General features: G+C 63.7%; 19 protein-coding genes and 1 tRNA gene. 11 read left to right on the forward strand and 9 right to left on the reverse strand.

The genetic code is table 11. The features are described 5' to 3' along the window. Positions 1–5: 5 nt before the first annotated feature. The 4 genes from AC1C2Q_RS17655 to pepN form a co-directional block, all read right to left on the reverse strand. Positions 6–1,664, reverse strand: a complete 1,659-nt coding sequence (locus AC1C2Q_RS17655) for an FAD-binding dehydrogenase (protein ID WP_495451196.1) — start codon at positions 1,662–1,664, stop codon at positions 6–8. A 10-nt stretch (positions 1,665–1,674) separates the two neighbouring features. Continuing rightward, on the reverse strand, positions 1,675–2,112 hold the full coding sequence (locus AC1C2Q_RS17660; RefSeq protein ID WP_495428783.1) for a globin: 438 nt from the start codon (positions 2,110–2,112) through the stop codon (positions 1,675–1,677). Then, a complete protein-coding gene (locus tag AC1C2Q_RS17665; RefSeq protein ID WP_495451289.1) occupies positions 2,109–3,215 on the reverse strand; it encodes a mechanosensitive ion channel family protein in 1,107 nt (368 codons plus the stop codon). The genes AC1C2Q_RS17660 and AC1C2Q_RS17665 overlap by 4 nt, the downstream gene beginning before the upstream one ends. Positions 3,216–3,294: 79 nt before the next feature. Further along, a complete protein-coding gene (gene pepN, locus AC1C2Q_RS17670; RefSeq protein WP_495451197.1) occupies positions 3,295–5,862 on the reverse strand; it encodes an aminopeptidase N in 2,568 nt (855 codons plus the stop codon). A 121-nt stretch (positions 5,863–5,983) separates the two neighbouring features. On the opposite strand from pepN, the gene AC1C2Q_RS17675 reads away from it, so the two are divergent. The 6 genes from AC1C2Q_RS17675 to AC1C2Q_RS17700 all read left to right on the forward strand — a co-directional run bounded on the left by AC1C2Q_RS17675 (position 5,984) and on the right by AC1C2Q_RS17700 (position 12,239). Then, the gene (locus tag AC1C2Q_RS17675) at positions 5,984–7,165 is read left to right on the forward strand and encodes a ferrochelatase (RefSeq protein ID WP_495451198.1); all 1,182 of its coding nucleotides are present in this window, start codon (positions 5,984–5,986) and stop codon (positions 7,163–7,165) included. A 19-nt stretch (positions 7,166–7,184) separates the two neighbouring features. Continuing rightward, entirely contained in the window at positions 7,185–7,670 is a 486-nt protein-coding gene (locus AC1C2Q_RS17680; RefSeq protein WP_495428787.1) for a ribose-5-phosphate isomerase, read from the forward strand. 1 nt (position 7,671) lies between these two features. Next, entirely contained in the window at positions 7,672–8,694 is a 1,023-nt protein-coding gene (locus AC1C2Q_RS17685; protein ID WP_495451199.1) for an Fpg/Nei family DNA glycosylase, read from the forward strand. Between the two features lie 26 nt (positions 8,695–8,720). Next, entirely contained in the window at positions 8,721–9,362 is a 642-nt protein-coding gene (locus AC1C2Q_RS17690) for an FMN-binding negative transcriptional regulator (RefSeq protein WP_495451200.1), read from the forward strand. Further along, the gene (locus AC1C2Q_RS17695) at positions 9,359–10,837 is read left to right on the forward strand and encodes an amidohydrolase (RefSeq protein ID WP_495451201.1); all 1,479 of its coding nucleotides are present in this window, start codon (positions 9,359–9,361) and stop codon (positions 10,835–10,837) included. Before AC1C2Q_RS17690 ends, AC1C2Q_RS17695 begins: the two co-directional genes overlap by 4 nt. Positions 10,838–10,913: 76 nt before the next feature. After that, positions 10,914–12,239: an HNH endonuclease signature motif containing protein gene (locus AC1C2Q_RS17700; protein WP_495451202.1), complete on the forward strand. Its 1,326-nt coding sequence runs from the start codon at positions 10,914–10,916 to the stop codon at positions 12,237–12,239. A 147-nt stretch (positions 12,240–12,386) separates the two neighbouring features. Here AC1C2Q_RS17700 and AC1C2Q_RS17705 read toward each other — a convergent pair whose 3' ends face one another. Then, complete coding sequence (locus tag AC1C2Q_RS17705) at positions 12,387–12,872, reverse strand: Dps family protein (protein WP_495451204.1); 486 nt, start codon at positions 12,870–12,872, stop codon at positions 12,387–12,389. Positions 12,873–13,012: 140 nt separating this feature from the next. Between AC1C2Q_RS17705 and AC1C2Q_RS17710 the strand changes: the two genes are divergently transcribed. Together AC1C2Q_RS17710 and AC1C2Q_RS17715 are read left to right on the forward strand one after the other, a co-directional pair. Beyond that, positions 13,013–13,549, forward strand: coding sequence for a gamma carbonic anhydrase family protein (locus tag AC1C2Q_RS17710; protein ID WP_495451205.1), 537 nt, complete (start codon positions 13,013–13,015; stop codon positions 13,547–13,549). A gap of 45 nt (positions 13,550–13,594) precedes the next feature. Continuing rightward, positions 13,595–13,669 (forward strand) — tRNA-Ile (locus AC1C2Q_RS17715). Here AC1C2Q_RS17715 and AC1C2Q_RS17720 read toward each other — a convergent pair. Continuing rightward, positions 13,667–14,503: a helix-turn-helix transcriptional regulator gene (locus AC1C2Q_RS17720; RefSeq protein WP_495451206.1), complete on the reverse strand. Its 837-nt coding sequence runs from the start codon at positions 14,501–14,503 to the stop codon at positions 13,667–13,669. The genes AC1C2Q_RS17715 and AC1C2Q_RS17720 overlap by 3 nt on opposite strands. Positions 14,504–14,604: 101 nt before the next feature. Between AC1C2Q_RS17720 and AC1C2Q_RS17725 the strand changes: the two genes are divergently transcribed. Then, positions 14,605–15,285 (forward strand): SDR family NAD(P)-dependent oxidoreductase, encoded by a 681-nt coding sequence (locus AC1C2Q_RS17725; protein WP_495451207.1) that lies wholly within the window; start codon positions 14,605–14,607, stop codon positions 15,283–15,285. Positions 15,286–15,313: 28 nt separating this feature from the next. Here AC1C2Q_RS17725 and AC1C2Q_RS17730 read toward each other — a convergent pair whose 3' ends face one another. Both AC1C2Q_RS17730 and AC1C2Q_RS17735 read right to left on the reverse strand, forming a co-directional pair. Further along, positions 15,314–15,613 carry a hypothetical protein gene (locus AC1C2Q_RS17730; protein ID WP_495428795.1) on the reverse strand — a complete coding sequence of 100 codons (300 nt, stop codon included), beginning with the start codon at positions 15,611–15,613 and terminating at the stop codon, positions 15,314–15,316. Further along, positions 15,613–17,610 (reverse strand): DUF262 domain-containing protein, encoded by a 1,998-nt coding sequence (locus AC1C2Q_RS17735; RefSeq protein ID WP_495451208.1) that lies wholly within the window; start codon positions 17,608–17,610, stop codon positions 15,613–15,615. The genes AC1C2Q_RS17730 and AC1C2Q_RS17735 overlap by 1 nt, the downstream gene beginning before the upstream one ends. A gap of 178 nt (positions 17,611–17,788) precedes the next feature. On the opposite strand from AC1C2Q_RS17735, the gene AC1C2Q_RS17740 reads away from it, so the two are divergent. Next, entirely contained in the window at positions 17,789–18,562 is a 774-nt protein-coding gene (locus AC1C2Q_RS17740) for a hypothetical protein (RefSeq protein ID WP_495428798.1), read from the forward strand. A 69-nt stretch (positions 18,563–18,631) separates the two neighbouring features. On the opposite strand, the gene AC1C2Q_RS17745 is transcribed toward AC1C2Q_RS17740, so the two are convergent. Further along, complete coding sequence (locus tag AC1C2Q_RS17745) at positions 18,632–19,243, reverse strand: TetR/AcrR family transcriptional regulator (protein ID WP_495451209.1); 612 nt, start codon at positions 19,241–19,243, stop codon at positions 18,632–18,634. 189 nt (positions 19,244–19,432) lie between these two features. Here AC1C2Q_RS17745 and AC1C2Q_RS17750 point away from each other — a divergent pair, with 189 nt between their 5' ends. Further along, a complete protein-coding gene (locus AC1C2Q_RS17750) occupies positions 19,433–20,296 on the forward strand; it encodes an alpha/beta hydrolase family protein (RefSeq protein ID WP_495451210.1) in 864 nt (287 codons plus the stop codon). Positions 20,297–20,321: the final 25 nt, after the last annotated feature.

The raw sequence follows: 20,321 nt of genomic DNA on the forward strand, positions 1-20,321 counted from the left end.
AGATATCAGCGCGCCGCTGCGCGCCCTGCCTGCCGACCCGAGAACAGGCATCCGCCCAGGAAAGTGCCCTCCAGAGCACGGTATCCGTGCACGCCACCACCGCCGAAGCCGCTGGCCTCTCCGGCAGCGTACAAGCCAGGAATCACCGTGCCATCGACGTCGAGCGCACGCCCGTCGAGATCGGTCTTGATGCCGCCCAGAGATTTGCGGGTCAACACGTGCAGCTTCACGGCAATCATCGGACCTGCTGCCGGATCTTGCAGACGATGCGGCGCTGCGGTGCGGATGAGCTTGTCGCCGCGGTAGCCTCGCATCGAACGCAGCATCCCGATCTGAGCATCCTTCGTGAAGTCATTCTCGATCTCGCGGTCTCGCGCGACGACCTCGCGGCGAACCGCATCGATGTCGAGTATTTCTCCGCCGGCGTGCTGCTGCATCTGCTCGAGCAGACTGTCCAGATCGTTCTCAACGATGAAGTCTTCGCCCTCATCGAGAAAGGCCTGCACCGGACCCGTCGGACCCTTTGCCAGGCGTGACTTGAGCAGCAGGCGCACGTCCTTGCCAGTGAGATCTGGGTTCTGCTCGCTGCCAGACAGGGCGAACTCCTTCTCGACGATCTGCCTGGATGTGACGAACCACGAATGGTCATGCCCGGTCGTTCGCAGGTGCTCAAGAGTTCCCAGGGTGTCGAACCCGGGAAACAGCGGAACAGGTAGCCGCTTGCCGGTGGCATCCAGCCACAGAGACGACGGACCAGGCAAAATGCGGATGCCGTGAGCCGGCCACACCGGAGACCAGTTGGTGATGCCTTCAACGTAGTGCCACATGCGGTCGCCGTTGATCAGATGCGCGCCAGCGGCCTCCGAGACCGCGTGCATCGAGCCATCGACGTACGCAGGCACGCCGGAGAGCATGTGCGCGGGCGGGGTGCCCAGCCGCTCAGGCCACGCGGCACGCACGAGGTCATGGTTTCCGCCGATGCCGCCGGAGGACACGATCGTGGCGGCCGCAGAGATTTCGAAGTCTCCCACCACCTCGCGCGACGAGACCGCGCCGCGCTCGGCCAAGCTGTCAGCGAGTCGATCGCCGCGCGCGCCCACCACAGCGCCGTCGGTGACAACAAGTTCAGTCACGCGATGCCGGGGGAGGACCGTCAACGTTCCTGCATCCTCAGCCTTGTGCACGGCATCTGCAAAAGGTGCAACGATGCCGGGGCCAGTGCCCCAGGTGATGTGGAATCGCGGCACCGAGTTTCCTGGTCCGATCGCGCCGTACCCGCCGCGCTCCGCCCAGCCGACCACGGGGAAGAACCCGACGCCGCGTTCACGGAGCCATGCGCGTTTCTCGCCGGCAGCGAACTGCAGATAGGCCTCTGCCCATTTGCGGGGCCAATGATCTTCCTCGCGATCGAACGCCGCGTTGCCGAACCAGTCTTGGGTGGCCAGTTCCAGGGAGTCTTTGACACCGAGGCGTCGCTGTTCGGGGGAGTCGATGAAGAACAGGCCGCCGAAAGACCACCATGCTTGTCCGCCCAGATTCGAGCGCGGCTCTTGATCGATGAGGATCACCCGCTTGCCGGCGGTGGCGGCTTCAGATGCGGCCACGAGTCCGGCCAGCCCCCATCCGATCACAAGGACATCTGCAGACAGGGGCGTTGTCGTCATTCGTTCTCCGTTAGTCCGGACTGCTGCTGCGGGTCTCAAGGGTCGTCCGCCCCGCCGGGGCGGGACCGATGCCTGACGACTCCATGGTGTTCACCATGGCATATGCTGCCCGCTCCAGGTAGTCCCAAAGCGTGGAATCATGCAGCGGTGACAGCTGCACTTCATCCAACGAGGTGCGCATGCAACGCAGCCAGCGGTCGCGCGCATCCGGGTTGACGTGGAACGGCTGGTGGCGCATCCGCAGTCGGGGGTGCCCACGACGCTCGCTGTAGGTCGAGGGTCCACCCCAGTACTGCGCCAGGAACAGCGTGAACCGCTCCGCCGCCGGGCCCAGGTCTTCCTCCGGATACATCGGCTTCAGCACTGGATCCAGGGCGACCTCGCGGTAGAAGCCATCCACGATCCGCTCGAACGTGGCGTAGCCGCCGACCTCGTCATAGAACGTCATTCGGTGTCCTTCGGTGATTCGGGCTTCGGTGTCTCGGGCTTCGGTGGCTGGGGCTTCGGATCCTTCTTGCGCCAGATTCCTCGTAGTACTGGGGGGACGCCGGTAACTGGGTTCGGACGAGTCCTCGGGGGATTAGCGCCTCGCACTCGGCGCGCGCCCTCAGGCCCCGTGGGCACGACGGATTCGAGGCTCGGCAGGGTGAGCCCCATCGCCTCGACTGCGCTCTTGAGTCGCATGCGCAGTTCGCGCGCGACGTCATCCTTCGCGTTAGCACGCGTCTTCAAGACCACACGGATGACGATCGCCTCGCCGGATATCGATTCCAAGCCCCACACTTCGGGTCGCTCGATGATGCGGGTACGCCATTTCGGATCCTTCGACAGGCCGTCGGCGGCGGCGAGCAGGGCCTTCTCGACCTCTGGGACATCAGCATCGACCGGAACACCGAGGTCAATGATCGCGCGAGCCCAGCCCTGCGACATGTTGCCGATGCGCAGCATCTCGCCGTTGCGTACGTACCAGAGGGTGCCGTTGACATCGCGCACCTGGGTGACGCGAACGCTCACATATTCGACGACGCCGCTGGCGAGTCCGGTATCGACGACGTCGCCAATTCCGATCTGATCTTCGGCGACGATGAACAGCCCGTTCAGTACATCTTTGACAATGTTCTGCGCGCCGAAACCGAGACCGGCGCCGAGCGCAGCGGTGAGCAGTGTCAGAGAGCCGATGAGATCCGGAGCGATCACCGAGACGACCATGAGCAGAGCCACCAACACGAGGGCCACATTGATGATGTTCTGCAGGATGCTGCCGAGCGTGCGCGTGCGCTGGATCAGACGCATGTCCGCGAGTGGGGAGCGCTCCAAGGCCTGTGTGTCATCGACGTTGGCCTTCGACTTCGCACTGTCGACGATGCGGTGAACGATCCGGCGGACGGCGAAACGGAGGAAGAATCCAATGAGAAGCGCGACGACGACGATGATCGCGACGCCGATCGCTTTTTCTCCGATGACCCTCAGCACCGCAAGAAATGACTCCCAGGTCTCGTTCACGGTCTCCGGCTCGACGGGCGGGTCGATGTTCTCGAAGGGAAGGGTCAGCACCCTCCGATACTAGCGATCGGGCCTCTGCACTGGCTGGAAAGCGCAGTGGCAGAGGCCCGATCGATGGTGCAGCAGATCAGTCAGTCTGTTCGTCGTCCTCGGCATCACGAGCTTGCGCCGTGAGTGCGCGCTCGACATCGGCCAGGCCCTCGCTCACGAGGCGACGCAGTGCAGGTGCAGCATCCGCATTGGCGGAGAGCCATGCACGGGTTGCATCGCGGAGCTCTGTATTGGCAAGTGACGTCGGGTAGAGGCCGACGATGAGGTAACTTGCGATCTGGTAGGTACGGGACTCCCATACCGGCAGCAGCATGTCGAAGTAGCTCTGCACGAACTCGCCGAGCACACCTGCACTGTTCGGGTGCGTGAAGCCGAGGGCGGCAGAACGCACGATCGTGTTCGGCGCATCGTCGTTGTCGACAAGCGTCTCCCAGGCGATGCGCTTGTCAGCGATTGTCGGAAGCGCTGCGCGTGCCTGAGCAGCAAACTCTGCACCCTTCGACGTATTGTCCGCGGCGAGTGCGGCGTCGATGGAAGCGGCATCCGTCGCGCCGATTGAAGCGAGCCCGACAAGCAGTTGCCAGGAGAGATCCGTGTCGATCTCAAGGCCGGGCAGGGTCTCCTCGCCGGAACGAAGCCGACCGATGATGCCGGCGTGCTCCGTGTCTACCAATGCGCCGGAGAACGCGGTAACGAACTGCAGCTGGTTGTCGCTGCCGGCCTGGGCGCTGTGAGCGAGGTCCCAAAGGCCATCAGCGATCTTTCGGCGCGCTGCGTCTCGGTCTGCAGGCGTCACGTACAACGTCGCTGCAGTGCGCAGCTGCGCGAGCGTGGTGCGCACAGTGGTCGACTCGGTCTCGCGACCGATGTTGCCGAGGACCAAGTCGAGATAGTCGGATGCTGCGCTCTCGGCGTCGCGGGTCTGATCCCAGGCCGCGCCCCAGATGAGAGAACGCGCAAGCGGGTCTGCGATGTCGCCGAGGTGCGCGATGGCGGTGGCCAGTGAACGCTCGTCGAGGCGGATCTTCGTGTAGGCGAGGTCATTGTCATTGAGCAGCACCAGATCGGGGCGCTTCTGACCCTGGAGCTCCGGAACCTCAGTGCGGTCCCCGTCGACGTCGATCTCGACGTAATGGCTGCGGGTGAGCGAGCCATCCGCGAGGTTGTAGAAGCCGATGCCGAGGCGGTGCGGGCGAATCGTCGGGTAGTCAGCGGGTGCGGTCTGCGTGATGGCGAAGCGGGAGATCACGCCATCCGCGCCTTCGGCGATTACGGGGGAGAGGGTGTTGACTCCCGAAGTCTCGAGCCACTTCTTGGACCACACGCTGAGGTCGCGGCCGCTGGTGGCCTCGAGCTCGGTGAGCAGGTCTGTGACCTCGGTATTGCCCCACGCGTGCTTCTGGAAGTACTGGCCGACGCCGGCGAAGAACGCCTCGATACCCACCCACGCTGCGAGCTGCTTGAGTACTGATCCGCCCTTGGCGTAGGTGATGCCGTCGAAGTTGACCTGGACGTCCTCAAGATCGTTGATCTCCGCGACGATCGGGTGTGTCGAGGGGAGCTGGTCCTGGCGGTAAGCCCAGGTCTTCTCCATGGCGTTGAACGTGGTCCACGCTTCGGTCCACTCGGTGGCCTCGGCGGTGGCGATGGTCGAAGCCCACTCAGCGAAGGATTCGTTCAGCCAGAGGTCGTTCCACCACTTCATGGTGACGAGGTCACCGAACCACATGTGCGCGAGCTCGTGCAGAATCGTGACGACACGGCGCTCCTTGACGGCGTCGGTCACCTTGCTGCGGAAGACGTAGGTCTCGGTGAACGTGACGGCGCCGGCGTTCTCCATGGCTCCGGCGTTGAACTCCGGGACGAAGAGCTGATCGTACTTGGCGAACGGGTACGGCACGCCGAACTTCGATTCGTAGTACGCGAAGCCCTCGCGCGTCTTGTCGAAGATGTAGTCAGCATCGAGGTGCTGCCAGAGGCTCTTGCGACCGAAGACGCCGAGCGGAATGACACGGCCGTCAGCGCTCGTCAGCTCGGAGAATGTCGACTCGTAAGGTCCTGCAACGATCGCCGTGATGTACGAGGAGATGCGAGGTGTCGCCTCGAACCCCCACGTCGCCGTGTCATTCGCGTCGTGCTTGATCGGCTCGGGAGCAGGCGAGTTGGAGACGACTTGCCACGCTGCAGGAGCGGTCACCGTGAACTGGAACGTCGCCTTCAGATCGGGCTGCTCGAACACCGCGAACACGCGGCGGGAATCAGGAACCTCGAACTGCGAGTAGAGGTAGACCTCGCCGTCCACCGGGTCTACGAAGCGGTGCAGTCCCTCGCCGGTGTTCGTGTATGCGCAGTCAGCGTCGACGACGAGGACGTTCTCGTCCTTAAGGTTCGCCAGCGTGATGCGGGAATCTGCGAACACCTCGTTCGGGTCGAGCTGCTCCCCGTTGAGGGAGATCTCGCGTACCTCGCGTGCGATCAGATCAATGAACGTGAAGCTATCCGGCTTGGCGGTGAAGCGGACGACGCTGCGGGACCCGAAGATCTCGGCGCCCTTCGTCAGATCGAGCGAGATCTCATACGACTGTGTGTCGATGAGAGTTCGGCGCTCCTGCGCTTCGATTCGGGTGAGGTTCTCTCCAGGCACAGCTGTTTCTCCCAGGGGTTCGGGGGCGCTACCTAGGCTCGACGCAGCTGGCGTCGACGGCAACCATGACAGCCTACGCCAGGAGTGCGCAGACCCGGGTGAGCCGTGAAAAGATGAAGGAGTGACTGCGCCCGATCAGATTGTCGTTCCGTTCGCTTCCGCCGCCGCTGCTACCGGTGCCGAGTTCGTCGAGACTCCGGTGGCATATGACGCCCTGGTGCTCGCCAGCTTCGGTGGCCCAGAGGGGCAGGACGACGTCATTCCTTTCCTCCGAAATGTGACTCGGGGTCGCGGCATCCCCGATGAGCGGCTGGAAGAGGTGGCCCATCACTACCGTCATTTCGGAGGAGTGAGCCCGATAAATGGGCAGAATCGCGAACTGAAGGCCGCGCTGGAGGCCGAGCTCGCCCGTCGCGGCATCGATCTGCCGGTGTACTGGGGCAACCGCAACTGGGGACCGTTCCTCGACGAGGCTTTCGCCGAAGCCGCCGCTGACGGCCACTCCACCCTTCTCGTTCTGGCGACCAGCGCATACAGCTCGTACTCCAGCGACCGCCAGTATCGCGAAGACATCGCGCAGGCGATCACCAAGGCAGGCCTTGAAGAACGCGTCACCGCCGATAAGGTGCGCCTCTACTTCGATCACCCCGGTTTCGTGGCGCCCTTCCAGGAGGGCGTGGATGCCGCGGTCAAGGGCTTCCTCGCACAGGGCATCGCGGCATCCGATATTCACGTGCTGTTTTCTACTCACTCGATTCCCACGGCGGATGCAGAGCGCTCAGGTCCCCGCGATGTGGACTGGGGACCAGGTGGCGCCTACGCGGCTCAGCACCGAGCGGTAGCTGAACACATCATCGAGCAGCTTGGTGCAGTCACCGGCGGTGCCACCGTGCCGTGGCAGCTGGTGTTCCAGTCGCGCTCCGGCCCGCCCACGCAGCCCTGGCTTGAGCCAGACATCAACGATGTGATCGCTGAGCTTCCGGCCGCCGGTGCGAAGGCCGTCGTTATCGTGCCGCTGGGCTTCGTCAGCGACCACATGGAAGTGCTGTGGGACCTCGACACTGAGGCGACAGAGTCGGCCGCTGAAGTCGGTCTTCCCTCTGTGCGCACCCAGACCCCGGGTGTGCACCCGGCGTTCGTCTCAGGTCTCATCGACCTGGTGATCGAGCGGATCGAGGGGATGCCGGCATCCGAGCGTCCGCATCTCACTTCTTTGGGACCCTGGCACGACGTCTCGCGCCCCGGCGACTGCGAGAACGTGCGTCTGGGATTCAAGCCTGCTGCCGCCGGCGTGGCGCCGTGACACTTCTAGGATGGTGAGCATGCGCATCCACATCGCCACAGACCATGCGGGACTGGAATTCTCCACACAGCTGCAGGACCACCTGCGTACGCTCGGACATGAAGTCATCGATCACGGACCCGTCGAGTACGACGCTGTCGACGACTACCCGGCGTTCTGCATCCGCGCCGCGCAGGCTGTTGTCGCTGACCGGTCAGTCGGAGTCGAGGCGCTCGGGATCGTGTTCGGAGGCTCCGGCAACGGCGAGCAGATCGCGGCGAACAAGGTGCAGGGCATCCGCGCCGCGCTCGTCTGGAATCTGTCGACGGCAGAACTCGCACGCGAACACAACGACGCCAACGTGATCTCCATCGGAGCACGTCAGCACACGTTCGAAGAAGTCGTCTCCTTCATCGAGCGCTTCATCGTCACGCCGTTCTCGAACGACGAGCGTCATGTGCGGCGCATCGGTCAGATCGCCGACTTCGAGCGTGACGGTTCATTGCTTCCGGACCCACGCGCCTGACATGCCTGAGGGACATTCCGTTCACCGGATCGCTCGACAGTTCGATCGCAACTTCATGGGCAAGCCGCTGCACGCGTCGAGTCCGCAGGGACGCTTCGCCGAGGGTGCAGCTGTGCTCGACGGGCGCGAGGCGCTGAGCGTTAAGGCGGTCGGCAAGCAGATGTTCCTCGAGTTCGAGGGCGACCTCTGGCTGCGCGTACACCTCGGGCTTTACGGAGCCTGGGACTTCTCCGGCGAGATCATGCTTGATCCGACCATCGCCTCCGCGAACGGGCGGATGGGGCAGACGAACCAGCGCGGCACGGACCTCGATGCGCTGAGCACGCCGAATCTGGATGACCCGATTCTGGACAGCGCAGGTGAGAACTCGCTCGCGTCGATCGGTGCGCCCAGGCGCACGCGCGTGCACGTGCGCATGTCGGAGCAGACCAAGGGTCTGGCCGACACGGAAATGGAGTGGCCGCCGCCCATCGTCGGGCAGGTGCGGCTCCGTTTGATGACAGACATCACTGCGGCCGACCTTCGGGGCCCCACCGCGTGTGCGCTGCAGACACCTGACGAGATGCTCGCCTCGGTCGCCAAGCTCGGACCTGACCCCCTCGTGGGCGATCCGGTCGAGAACGAGGAGCGCTTCGTGCGCGCCGTGCGCAAGAAGGGTACGGCGATCGGGCTGCTGCTGATGGATCAGTCTGTCGTCAGTGGGATCGGCAACGTGTACCGCGCTGAGATGTTGTACCGCGCGCGGCTGAACCCGCACACACCAGGCAAGGCTGTGCCTGAGGAGCTGGTTCGCGAACTCTGGCACGATTGGGCGCGGCTGTTGCCAGTCGGCGTGGAGACCGGCCAGATGATGACGATGGATGATCTGTCGACAGAGGGCTACCGTGCCGCGATGGCCAGCCGAGACGACCGGCATTGGGTTTACCACCGGGCGGGTCTGCCATGTCGCACCTGCGGCACTGAGATCGCGCTCGAAGTTATCGGTGCGCGCAAGCTCTACTGGTGCCCAAAGTGCCAGGCGTAACCGGGCTCCCGGCATAGGCTGAGAACATGCGCCAGAACCCGAGTTTTGCGATGACCGATATCGCCGAGCTGCGTCGTGTCATCGAGACCAATCCCTGGGCGACTGTCGTGGGACGAGACGCCGAAGGCATGACGGCGTCGCACTACGCGGTCCTGCTCGACCCCGAGCGCGACGATCTCACAGTCGTCGGCCATGTCGGGCGTCCTGACGACCTCGTCCTCGGACTCGGAGGACAGGAGCTCCTGCTCGTTTTCCAAGGCCCGCACGGCTACATCTCGCCGAGTTGGTACGGAGACGTGCCGGCAGTTCCCACCTGGAACTATGTTTCGGTGCATCTCTCCGGAGTTCCGGAGATCCTCGAGGACGAAGAGAATCTGCGAGTTCTGGAACACCTGGTCGATCACTTCGAGAGGCGTTTCCCCTCGCCTCGTGGCATGTGGACGGTGCCGAATGATGAGGCATTTGTTCGCCGTCTTGGATCAGGAACGGTCGGGTTCCGGCTGACCCCCACGCGTATCGTGGCCAAGCGGAAGCTCAGCCAGAACAAGGCTGACGACATCATTGAGAACGTCATCCTTGAGCTGGCGCGCGACGGCGAGTATGCGAATCCTGCTCTTGCGGCAGAGATGCAGCGTGCGCACGACGCCAGACTCAGTAAACGAGCATGACGTCTGTCGGTGACGCCGTCGCGGTGATCCGCGAAGTCCGGATCGCTGGACCAGGGCGAGAATTTCTGATGGACGACGAGCCGGTCGACATCCACGTGAGCGGTGGTCGAATCGTCGACCTCGCACCCACCGGGGCGCTGCCGGCGCATGGTGTGGTGCTCGAGGGTCATGGCGCGTGGGTCGTTCCAGGGCTGTGGGACCACCACGTGCACAGCGTGCAATGGGCGCTCGCATCGGAAAGAGCACAGCTCGACGGAACTGCTTCTGCCGTCGAGGCCGCTGCACGGATGGCGTCCGTCGCACCGCTGGCAGATGGCAGACGCGTAGGGACAGGCTTCCGTGATGCGTTCTGGACGGATGCGCCGTCCCTGGAGGTGCTGGATGCCAGCACCGGGGACGTGCCGACCTACTTGATCAACGCCGATGTGCACAGTGTCTGGTTGAACTCTGCCGCGCTGCGGCGCGAAGGGTTCATTGCCCCGGACGGGATGCTGCGCGAGGACGACGCTTTCGAGATCTCCCGGCGCCTGAACGCGGTGGATCCCCTGCACGGCGATCGTGCGGTGACCGTTGCCGGTGCTGCAGCGGCCGCGCGCGGGGTCACCGGGATCGTCGACTTCGACATGGCCTGGAATGCTGATGCCTGGGCGCGACGCGTGGCAGACGGATTCGCGTCACAGCGTGTGGAATTCGCGGTCTATCCGGCCGACCTTCGGCGTGCGATCATCGCTGGCCTTCGCACCGGCGATCCGCTGCCCGGAACCGACGGACTGGTTCATGTCGGTTCGTTGAAGGTGATCACTGACGGGTCCCTCGGTACGCGGACTGCGGCGTGCTCGCACTCATATCCAGGAGACGAAGCCGATTTCGGCGTTCTCAATGTTGCGCCAGACGACCTGATCGAGCTGCTGACTGCCGCCACCGGTGCCGGCTTCGCCGCGGCGATTCATGCCATCGGAGACCGCGCCGTGTCATCCGCGTTGGACGCCGTCACCGTTACTGGCGCCAGGGGCACGATCGAGCACACGCAGTTGGTGCGGCATGCTGATGTCGCGCGGATCGCGCGGCTGGGGCTTGCGGCCAGCGTGCAGCCGCAGCATGCGCTCGATGACCGCGACCTGGTTGACGGATATTGGGCCGCGCAGACGTCGATCGGGTACCCGATGGCGTCGCTGCGTCGTGCAGGGGTCGATGTGCGACTGGGCTCGGACGCCCCGGTGGCGCCGCTTGATCCGTGGTATGCGATCGCGTCGGCCGTGCACCGCACCGACGACGAGCGCCAGCCGTGGCATCCAGAGGAGCAGCTGACGCTCGACGAGGCGCTTGCTGCGAGTGTTCGTAGTGCGGTGCGGCCCGGTGAGGTTGCCGATCTGGTGCTCTGCGGCGCGGATCCGCGGTCGGCTTCGATGTCGACGCTGCGACGGATGCCGATCGTGGCGACGCTGCTGGAAGGCCGCGTGACGCACGTCGCGTGATTTAACCTCAACTTGAGGTTGAAAGTTTATTGCGTAGGAATGTTCGAATGTCGGTGGCCCCATGTTGAATGGGGATATGACCACTTCGGCGATGACGTCTCCAGCACTGAACGTGCTGCTGGACGACGTCGCGACGACATTGGGGTCGGTGGATCAGACGATCAATCAGATGATGGCCGTCAAGACCGCGCTTCTGGCGACAGCCGCGCGGATCGCGGATGACGAGCCCTTCGACTCGGTCGACTCCCGCGAGATGTCGCACCGTGCCGTGGCGACCGAACTCGCCGCGGTGCTTCGAGTGAGCGATCGCACGGTAGAGGCACAGATGGGCGACGCCGCGCTTCTGGTGAACGACTTCCCGGCGACGGCCGCAGCATTCGGCGAGGGTCGCATCTCGTACGCGCACATGCGGATCATCCTCGCCGCGGGCACGCCCATCGAGACGGCGGAGGGGCGTGGGCGGTTCGAGAAGATTGTTCTGCCGCGCGCTGAGGCAGAGTCACCCAACAGGCTGCGCCCCTTTGCGAAGCAGGCGGCCGAGCGGCTACGAGAGGTTTCTTTCACCGAGCGTCATCGCGAGGCGCGTGAACGGCGTGGCGTGTGGGTGCGCGAGGGCGATGACGGCATGGCCGAACTCGTGCAGTTCGGACCGAGTGCGCTGATTCACGCCGAGCATGATCGATTGACGCAGATGGCGTTCGTGAAGAAGACCGAGAACCAACGAATTGCGAAGGCTTCCGAGAACGATGACTTCGCCGATGAACGGAGGATGGCGCAGTTGCGCTGCGACATCCTCAGCGACCTGATCCTCACCGGTGTTCCGAAGGGGCACACCACCGCTGACGGACTATTGGGAGAGATCCAGGCGCACATCGACATCACGGTGCCGGCGCTGAGCCTGACCGACCCGGATGACCTGGCGGCGCCCGGTCATCTCGAAGGTATCGGGCCGATCGATCCTGAAACGGCACGGATTCTGGTCGGGCAGACGCCGGGATTCGATCGGGTGTTCACCGATCCGTTGTTCATCCACCCAGGGTCGGGAACGGTGGTCGCGGTGGATCGGTACCGACCCTCCGCCGAGATGCGACGGTATCTGCGAGCGAGAGACCGACGGTGTCGTTTTCCCGGATGTCGGATGCTGGCCCGGCTGTGCGACGGCGATCACACCATCGATCATGCGTTGGGTGGGCCGACGTCGCTGTCGAATCTGGCGGATTTCTGTCGACGACATCACGTGACCAAGCACTGCACTCCGTGGAAGGTGCGACAACTGGGCGGTGGGCTGCTCGAATGGACCAGTCCCACCGGCAGGACATACGTCGACCGGCCGCCCGGCGTCGCCACCCACGTCACCTTCGAGGACATCCAGGATCGGATGCCGGATCCGGCGCCGTTCTGAGCGATTGCAGGGCGCGGTGTGAACGCGGCGCGCTGAGCAATTGCAGGTCCTTGATTAATTACAGGTGCAGACAACTCACCCGCCCCTGCCCAGGCATGGAAATGGGGCACCCGGACGAGTCCCGGTGCCCCATTTCTGGAAGAGTTGTTACTCAGCGATGTGTGCGACGAGGAACCAGCGGTCCTTCTCGAGGCCGCGCACGATCTCGATCGCGACGTCCTGGCTGGTGAGGTCGATCTCATCGAGGCCATCGATCGCGGCCTTTGCGTCAACAAGGATCGCGTCGATGTCGGCGATCACGTTGCGGATGAGTGCGCTCGACTGTGCGAATCCGGCCGGCACCTCAGATGCGGAGCCCTTGGCCGCGACAGCGCTTACACGCGCGTCGATCGGAAGCCCGAGAGCGACGATGCGCTCTGCGGCGGTGTCAGCGAAGTCGCCTGCGTGAGCGACGATCGTGTCAAAGAGCTCGTGCACGCCAACGAAGTTCGCACCGCGCACGTGCCAGTGCGCCTGCTTCGTGTTGATCGTGAGAGCCTGCAACCCGAGAACGACAGGGGAGAGGAACTGGGCCGCAGCTGCGGCAACCGTCGGGTCGCTGGCGGTGGTGGAAATCGTCTGTGCCTTGCTCATTTTCGCTCCTCCAGAACGGCTGTTTCGTGCCTGATGGATACAACGTTACTCAGCCTCAGACATTCCGCAAGCAAGCTGAGGCTCGGCTTATCGGGTCGAAATACCGCGGAATCATGCGGGAGTGAGGATAGTCTCGCCTCATGAGCATCTCGTCGTCAGCATCCGTCCTCGCCCTCCAGAACAAGATCCCGAGTATCGCAGACGATACGTTCGTCGCGGACGGTGCCCGTATCGTCGGCGACGTCACACTCGAGGCGGGTTCGAGCGTCTGGTACAACGCCGTGTTGCGTGGCGATTCTGCGGGGATCACTCTTGGACGCGGCAGCAACGTGCAAGACAACGTGTCGGTGCACGTCGACAGTGGGCATCCCGTACTCATCGGCGAAAATGTGTCGATCGGGCACAATGCCGTCGTGCACGGATGCACGATCGGCGACGGATCCCTCATCGGAATGGGGGCGGTCATCCTCAGCGGGGCGGTAATCGGCAGAGGCTGCCTGATTGCCGGAGGAGCGGTGATCCTCGGCGGGACAGAGATCCCCGACGGGTCGCTGGTCGCAGGCGTGCCCGCGAAGGTACGGCGAGAGCTCAGCGAGGAAGAGCGAGCGGGCCTCATCCAGAATGCGGAGATTTACCACGAGCACCTGAAAGCGCATCAGGACGCCACCGCGCTCTGAAATTGCACGACGACTCCTGCCACACCGATAAGCTAGGAAACCTGCGGGGCGGTGGCCAAGTTGGTTAAGGCAGCGGGCTCATAACCCGACGATTCGTGGGTTCAAGTCCCACCCGCCCTACAAAGATGCCGACTGTTGTAAGCCGACGACGCGCAGAAGATCGAGTTTTTGTTCGTCCTCCGAGCCTGGAACGGTCGAATAGACAACGATCCGCAGATCGCCGCTGTCCGGCACGCTGAGGATGTCGCAATCGACGGTGATGTCGCCGATGACAGCGGAGTGCACGACCTTCGTGCTCGAGTGCTGTTTGGCGACATCTGTGCGCGCCCACAGTTCGGCGAAGGACTCCGATTCGGCCAGGAGGCGATCGACTAGTGCGTGCAGTCTGGCGTCATCGGAGTACCGGCCCGTCACGATGCGAAGGTCGGCGACGAGCCCAGCAAGGAATTTCTCTTCGCCACCGTCATGGGTGACCAGAACATTCTGGGAGACGAATACCCGCCAGAGCAGATTTGCCTCATCGCCTGTGCGCAACGTCGGGTCGCCGAACAGCGCACCCCACAATGGGTTCGACCACAGCAGATCCTGCGCAGCACTGAAGATTGCCACAGGCAGAGAGCCGAGCCGATCGACGATCCGCTGCACGCTGGGCCCGATGTGCACGGGGATGGAAGTGGGACTCGGTACGGCCGCACCTGCGAGTCGATACAGATGATCGCGTTCCTCATTGGTGAGCCGGAGGGCCCTGGCCAGAGCGCCGAGAAGCTGCGGAGAAGGGTTCGTCGCGCGGGCCTGCTCCAACCGCACCAGGTAATCGACGCTGACGCCTGCGGCCAGCGCGAGCTCCTCTCGGCGTAGCCCCTTCGTTCGGCGGTTCGGGCCCTGGGGAAATCCGATCTGCTCCGGTGTCACACGATCGCGCCAAGCGCGCAGGACTGTAGCGAATTCTTCCACCGTTCCATCATGCGTCCGATTCCGCCGTTATGGGTGGTCCTGCCAGACCCACCGTCAGTCGAGGCCTGGGTGATCGCTCATATCGCAGTGAACCTGGAGACATGACAACAACACTCATCACAGGAGCCAATCGAAGCCTCGGACTGGAGACCGCACGACGGCTCGTCGCAGCAGGCCACACCGTGTACGCAGGAATGCGAGACCTTGCCTCCGCCGCTGACGCTGAACGGATCGGCGCGATCCCAGTCGCACTCGACGTGACCGACCAACACAGCGTCGACACGGCAGCCGAGGCCCTTCCGGCGCTGGACGTGCTTATCAACAATGCCGGCATCCTGGGGCGCAGCCTCGCACTCGACGATTTGAACGCCGAAGTCATGCGAGAGGTGCTGGAGACGAACGTCGTCGGTATCGTCCGCGTGACGCAGGCATTCCTCCCCGCACTTCACCGCTCGAGCGCCCCGGTCATTGTGAACGTCGCTTCCGGAGTGGGCTCTCCGCGAAAGCTAGTGACTCCGGAGGCGGATGAGTATCCGGTGAAGGCAGTTCCGTACGCCAGCTCTAAGGCAGCTGTGATCGCACTGACGGTGCAGTACTCGAAATCTCTCCCGGAGTTCCGCGTCAACGTGAGCGACCCGGGGTACACAAGTACGGACTTCAACAATCACTCCGGCCATCAGAGCGTGACGGAAGGTACAGACGCCACCGTCATGCTCGCGCAGCTAGGAGCCGATGGCCCGACTGGAGCGTTCTTCGACCGTTCTGGTCAGATCGAGTACTGACCTCAGCGAGATCCGCGCAACGAGTCGGTCACAGCGGACGCGCGGTGACCGACTCGTTGCCGAGGTCTTTGCGCGCGGTGCGCAGGCACCTTGTGCACAGCAGCTCCACCGTGCGCGGATGGTTCTCGCCACAGGTGCAGTCGATCGTCACTCGCCACTTGGCGCGGCGACCACACGGGGCGTACGCCTCTTCGTCGCCATGGTCGCACTCGCATTCCTGGGGAGCGTCGTCATCCCAACCGAGCGACATATCGGCGAAGGCCTGGTCGAAGGGGTCGGCAGTGAGATCCGGCAGCGCCGGAACACGGGTTGGAACTTCTGGTCGCATCACATCACGTTGCCGATATACGAGTACTTCACGAACACCTCGGCGGCGATGCCCGACTCTTCCAACATGCCTTGCGCGGCACTCATCATGTAGTTCGAGTCCCACCCCATGTAGAGGAAGTTCTCGTCGTCCAGTGCATCCCACTGGCCTTTCCACGCCATCTCATTATAAATCGGACCGCCGTGCTTCGTGCAGTAGTTGATGGCCGACTCGCGATCATCGGTCCATGCACGTCGGAATACACGATTGAACAGCGCGCGAACGTCCTTGGTCTCCCAGTGCTCGCCGCGGTACTCGACATAGTCGAACTCACGATCCCATCCGGCCGGCCAACCACGTCGGCGCACGGCATCCAGCACTGGCGTCAGCCCGTCGTCGTCGATCTCCGGAAGGGCTGGACGCGCCCAGATACGCATCAGGTCTGCGCTGAGTCGCACCGTACGCTGCGAGATCATCGCGGTGCCCCAGGTTGGCACGTCGACAAGCTGCTTTGTGGCCGCAACGGCGCTGCGCGCGTATGCATCCGTCCGCTTGTCCGGATATGAGGCTCCGAAGACCCGCTCCGCGAGCGACTGTTCCAGCAGCGTCAAGTTTCCGAGCGTCGGCGCCAGCGCACGGAGACTGTTCTGCTCATCGTCGGAGTACTCACTCCACATTCGCGTGCCATCCCCAGACCAGGCCTCGCCGGGAACCACCGGAGCGATGTGCTCGACGTCGTACGCCGAGGTGTCGTCGACACCTTCGAGTCGCCCCAGCACATACGCGGCATGGGGGAGCGCCACGTACTTCAGAACAGCGCTGACGCGCTCATCTGACGGCGTGATCCGTGCGAAGGCGCGCATGAGGGCATCTTTGCCCTCGGTGCGTGCGCGGCAGAGCCGGGCGATGAGTCGCTCGGTCGGCAGATTGACCAGTGCACGACGCAAATACATGGACTGGGTCCACTCCAGAGTTTCCAGCAGTTCGTCCCTGGTGATGAGCCCGCGGGCATGCTCGCTGTACGCGCTCATCGCCAGGGGATAGGCCGCTTTGCCGAAAGTGTTGATGTACCCGAGCTGACGGCGAAGCTCCGCATCCTTCTCTAGGGTCGGATCCAGCAGGATGCCGTAGATCTCGGCGTAATGACGCCAGATCTCGGCATCCGCCTGCAAATGCTCGACGTCCACGCGAGGGAACGACTGACGAAACGCGCTGTACACGCCGTGCTCGCCATTCGCCGCGACCTCGCGGCCGGTGGTCATCACCAGATAGTGCCGCCAGAACGCACCGATCGCTTCGCCGGTGTGGCGTTCGATCGGTAGCCAGAAGCGCTCCTCGACATCGAGCTGCTCCGCGTGGCTTAGGCCCATCAGGATGTAGTTGTGGATCAGCTCGTGATCGCGCAGCGGCTCGCCGGTGGAGTTCAAGCTTTCGAAGATTTGCTGCGCATTGGCATCGGCGCCGAGTGTGATCGACACATGCTCGAGCTTCTGCAACCCACGCCAGATTCCCGGCGCCTCGTCGGCGTGCACCTGACTGCGAAAGAACGCGTAGTTGTCATCGAAGCGGGACTCGCGCTCAGTGTCATCGCTGCGATCGAGTATGACCGATTCGTAGAACTCAGCCCACGCCTGGTGCGGACGCAGCTTGGTACGCGAGGCGTCGTCAGCGCGAACCAGAACACGCTCCAATTCAGCCGCCATCGTCGGGTCGGAGTCGCGGACGGCGTGCTGCAGTGCCGCGACAAGAAGCATCAGGGTGGTGATGCGCTGCTGGCCGTCGATGAGGATCAGATCCGTCTCGGAGGCGTCCTGAGCAGAGAGGATCGATCCGATGAAGTGGCGGTGCGTGTCGTCTTCTTGGGCGACGGCGCGGACGTCCGCAAGCAGGCGTTCGCATCCGCCGATATCCCAGCGATACTGCCGCTGATAGACCGGGACGACGATCGTCGTGTCGGATGCGGCAAGCCACTCGATCGTATTGACGGCGGTCGCTTCGACATTCGTGGCAGTTGCCATGTTCTTCGCTCGTGCTCCTCACAGCGGTGGGTTCCTGCGATCCACCGCCAACGAGTCTAGCCGTCACTGATTATTCTCCGGTCGTGCTCCATCGAGTGCTTGAGCCTCGATGTTAGGCTTGCCTAATCAGGGCCTGTTAAAACGTGCTGGCCCCCGATGAAAGGACATGACCTAGATCATGGGATATATCAAATCCGCAGCTCTTGAGGAAAAGGGCTTCGTCGTCCTCGACAGCTACAACCAGGCGCTCGACCCCAAAGAGTGGCTGGATATCGAGTACAACGACTGGAAGTCCTCGGGCGACACTCGCTTCGCACCGCTGGCAAGTGCCAAGGGTGAGATCGAGTGCAACGGCTTCTGGAACCACAAGCCGCCGCGCACCGATAAGGACGGCGTCTGGATCGACTCGCAGGTTGCCAAGGCTCCGAACCTCACCCGTCGTGCGCAGGAACCTGGCGCAAACGTCGGTCGCTGCCGCGTCATCGAGCTGCAGCCCACACCGTATGGTGACTGCCTCTACAACCTGCACCAGGACGACAACAACCGTCTGAACCCGGACGGCACCGGCTGGGTGGTGCGTGGATTCTTCAACCTCACCGACGACAAGGACACCTTTTTCGTCCTGCGCGAGAACCGCACGGACCCGGCGGGGGAGGTGCGCATCGCGCTTCCGGCCGGCGCGCAGCTCATCGTCGACACACAGCGTCTCTGGCACGCCGCTACCCACACGGGCACCGAGCCGCGCTACAACCTCATCACCTCGTGGACGTCGGGCCCGGAGCTCGACGCCTACATCGAGAAGTACCACGGCACTGACGAGGTCGAGAACTACCACGTCCCGCAGGAGGTTCTTGAGGCCGGCTACGCAGAGCAGGCCCGCAAGGATGCCGCTCGCGACGCCTACTACGCAGCCAAGGGCCAGCAGGCCAAGCTGGCGATGAGCGAGGCGTAACCCTCCGCTCAGCGCGAAAGCCCCGGCCGATCGGCCGGGGCTTTCGTCGTCTGCGGCGCCGGGGTGCGTTTACGGCGACAGCGGGGTCGCTGCCGTGGGTTGCTGTTGCCTCAACCCGGTGACGAGAAGCGTCACCATCTGTTTGACGTCGTAGTCCGGATCGCGTGGACTCCATGCCACGAGATCGCCGACGGCGCGGATCAGTTGATATGGCGTGACCGAGGCGACCACTTCTCCCGATTCTCTGGCCGCGTCCAGCATTCGAGCAAGTACCGGGACGAGTCGTTCCAGAAACAGGGTGTGGAGCGCGGTGAAACCGCCAGCGTCGCCTTCCCAGACGTGCGCGAGCCCGTGCTTTGTCCCGAGGAAATCAACAAACTGGTGCACCCAGCTCAAAATCGCCGCGAACGGAGTCGGTGCCGACGCGAGCAGTGTGGGCCCTGCTTCTGCGCATGCGTCGATCTGGTGGCGGTAGACAGCAACGACGAGGTCGGAGCGGGTCGGGAAGTGTCGGTAGAGCGTTGCTACGCCGACCCCCGCGGCTGCGGCGACTTCGCGAACCGGAGCGTCCACTCCTGATCTGGCGAACACGGCGGCAGCTGCGTCCAGGAGTGCCCGCTCGTTCCGCTCCACATCTCGACGTCGCCGTGGCGCGTCGAGCCCGGGGGAGGATGTGCTCATCGTCCAATCATCGCACGTCGGACACCTTGTGCGGAACGTTGATCCGTTTCACTTGCAAAATGGAGTGTCGTTCCGTATCGTTACGGAACGTCGATCCATTTCGGGCGGCAGTCCTGCTTTGGAAGGTCTTTCGTGTCAGCTTCAGAATCAATTCCCCGCAGCGTCACTCAGGTGCTTAGTGCGCGTCCCGTGACGCTCCCCGCGCCCGCGCGTGGCGATGACCTTCAGGTGCGGATCACCGCGCCGGCCACGGGGGAGAACCTCCCGGTGATCGTCTTCGCTCACGGTTTCGGCCAGTCCATGACTGCGGGCGATCCGCTCGTTGATCACTGGGCAGACAACGGGTTCGTGATCGTGCAACCCACGTTTCTCGACTCAGCGACGCTCGGCGTTACGCCCGCGGATCCGCGTTACCCGACGATTTGGGAGACGCGCGTTGATGACCTCGAGCACGTGATTGACGACCTCGACGCCATCATTGCCGCGATGCCCGGCCTGACCGGCCGCGTCGATGCAGAGCGCCTCGCGGTCGCCGGGCATTCTTGGGGTGGCCAGTCCGTCGGGATGCTTCTCGGGGCCCGCGTCCTCGACGCGGATGGGCAGCCAGGTGAAGACCGCACCGATAGCCGTGTGAAGGCAGGAGTTCTGCTGTCCACTACCGGGGTCTCCCGAGGGGATCTGACACCCTTCGCGCAGGAGAACTTCGCGTTCATGAGCCCGGACTTCACACGGTTGAACACGCCATCGATCGTCGTCGCCGGGGACCAGGATCAGTCGCTGCTGTCGACGCGGGGCCCGGACTGGTTCACCGATGTTTACCACTACAGCCCGGGCGCACGGCACCTCGTCTCCCTATTCGGTGGCGAGCACACTCTGGGCGGCATCCAGGACTACGCGTCGATCGCCACGACAGACGAAAGCCCCGAGCATGTCGATTTGGTCCGCCGGACCACGACGGCCTTCATGCGGACGGCCCTCGATATTGATGAGGCCGCTTGGTCCGACATGGCCGCCACGCCTGCTGAACCTATCGGGCACATCGACTCCAAATAACCCCGGCCGGTTCCTGCTCCGCAAT

This window comes from Microbacterium sp. Y356 (assembly GCF_059445355.1).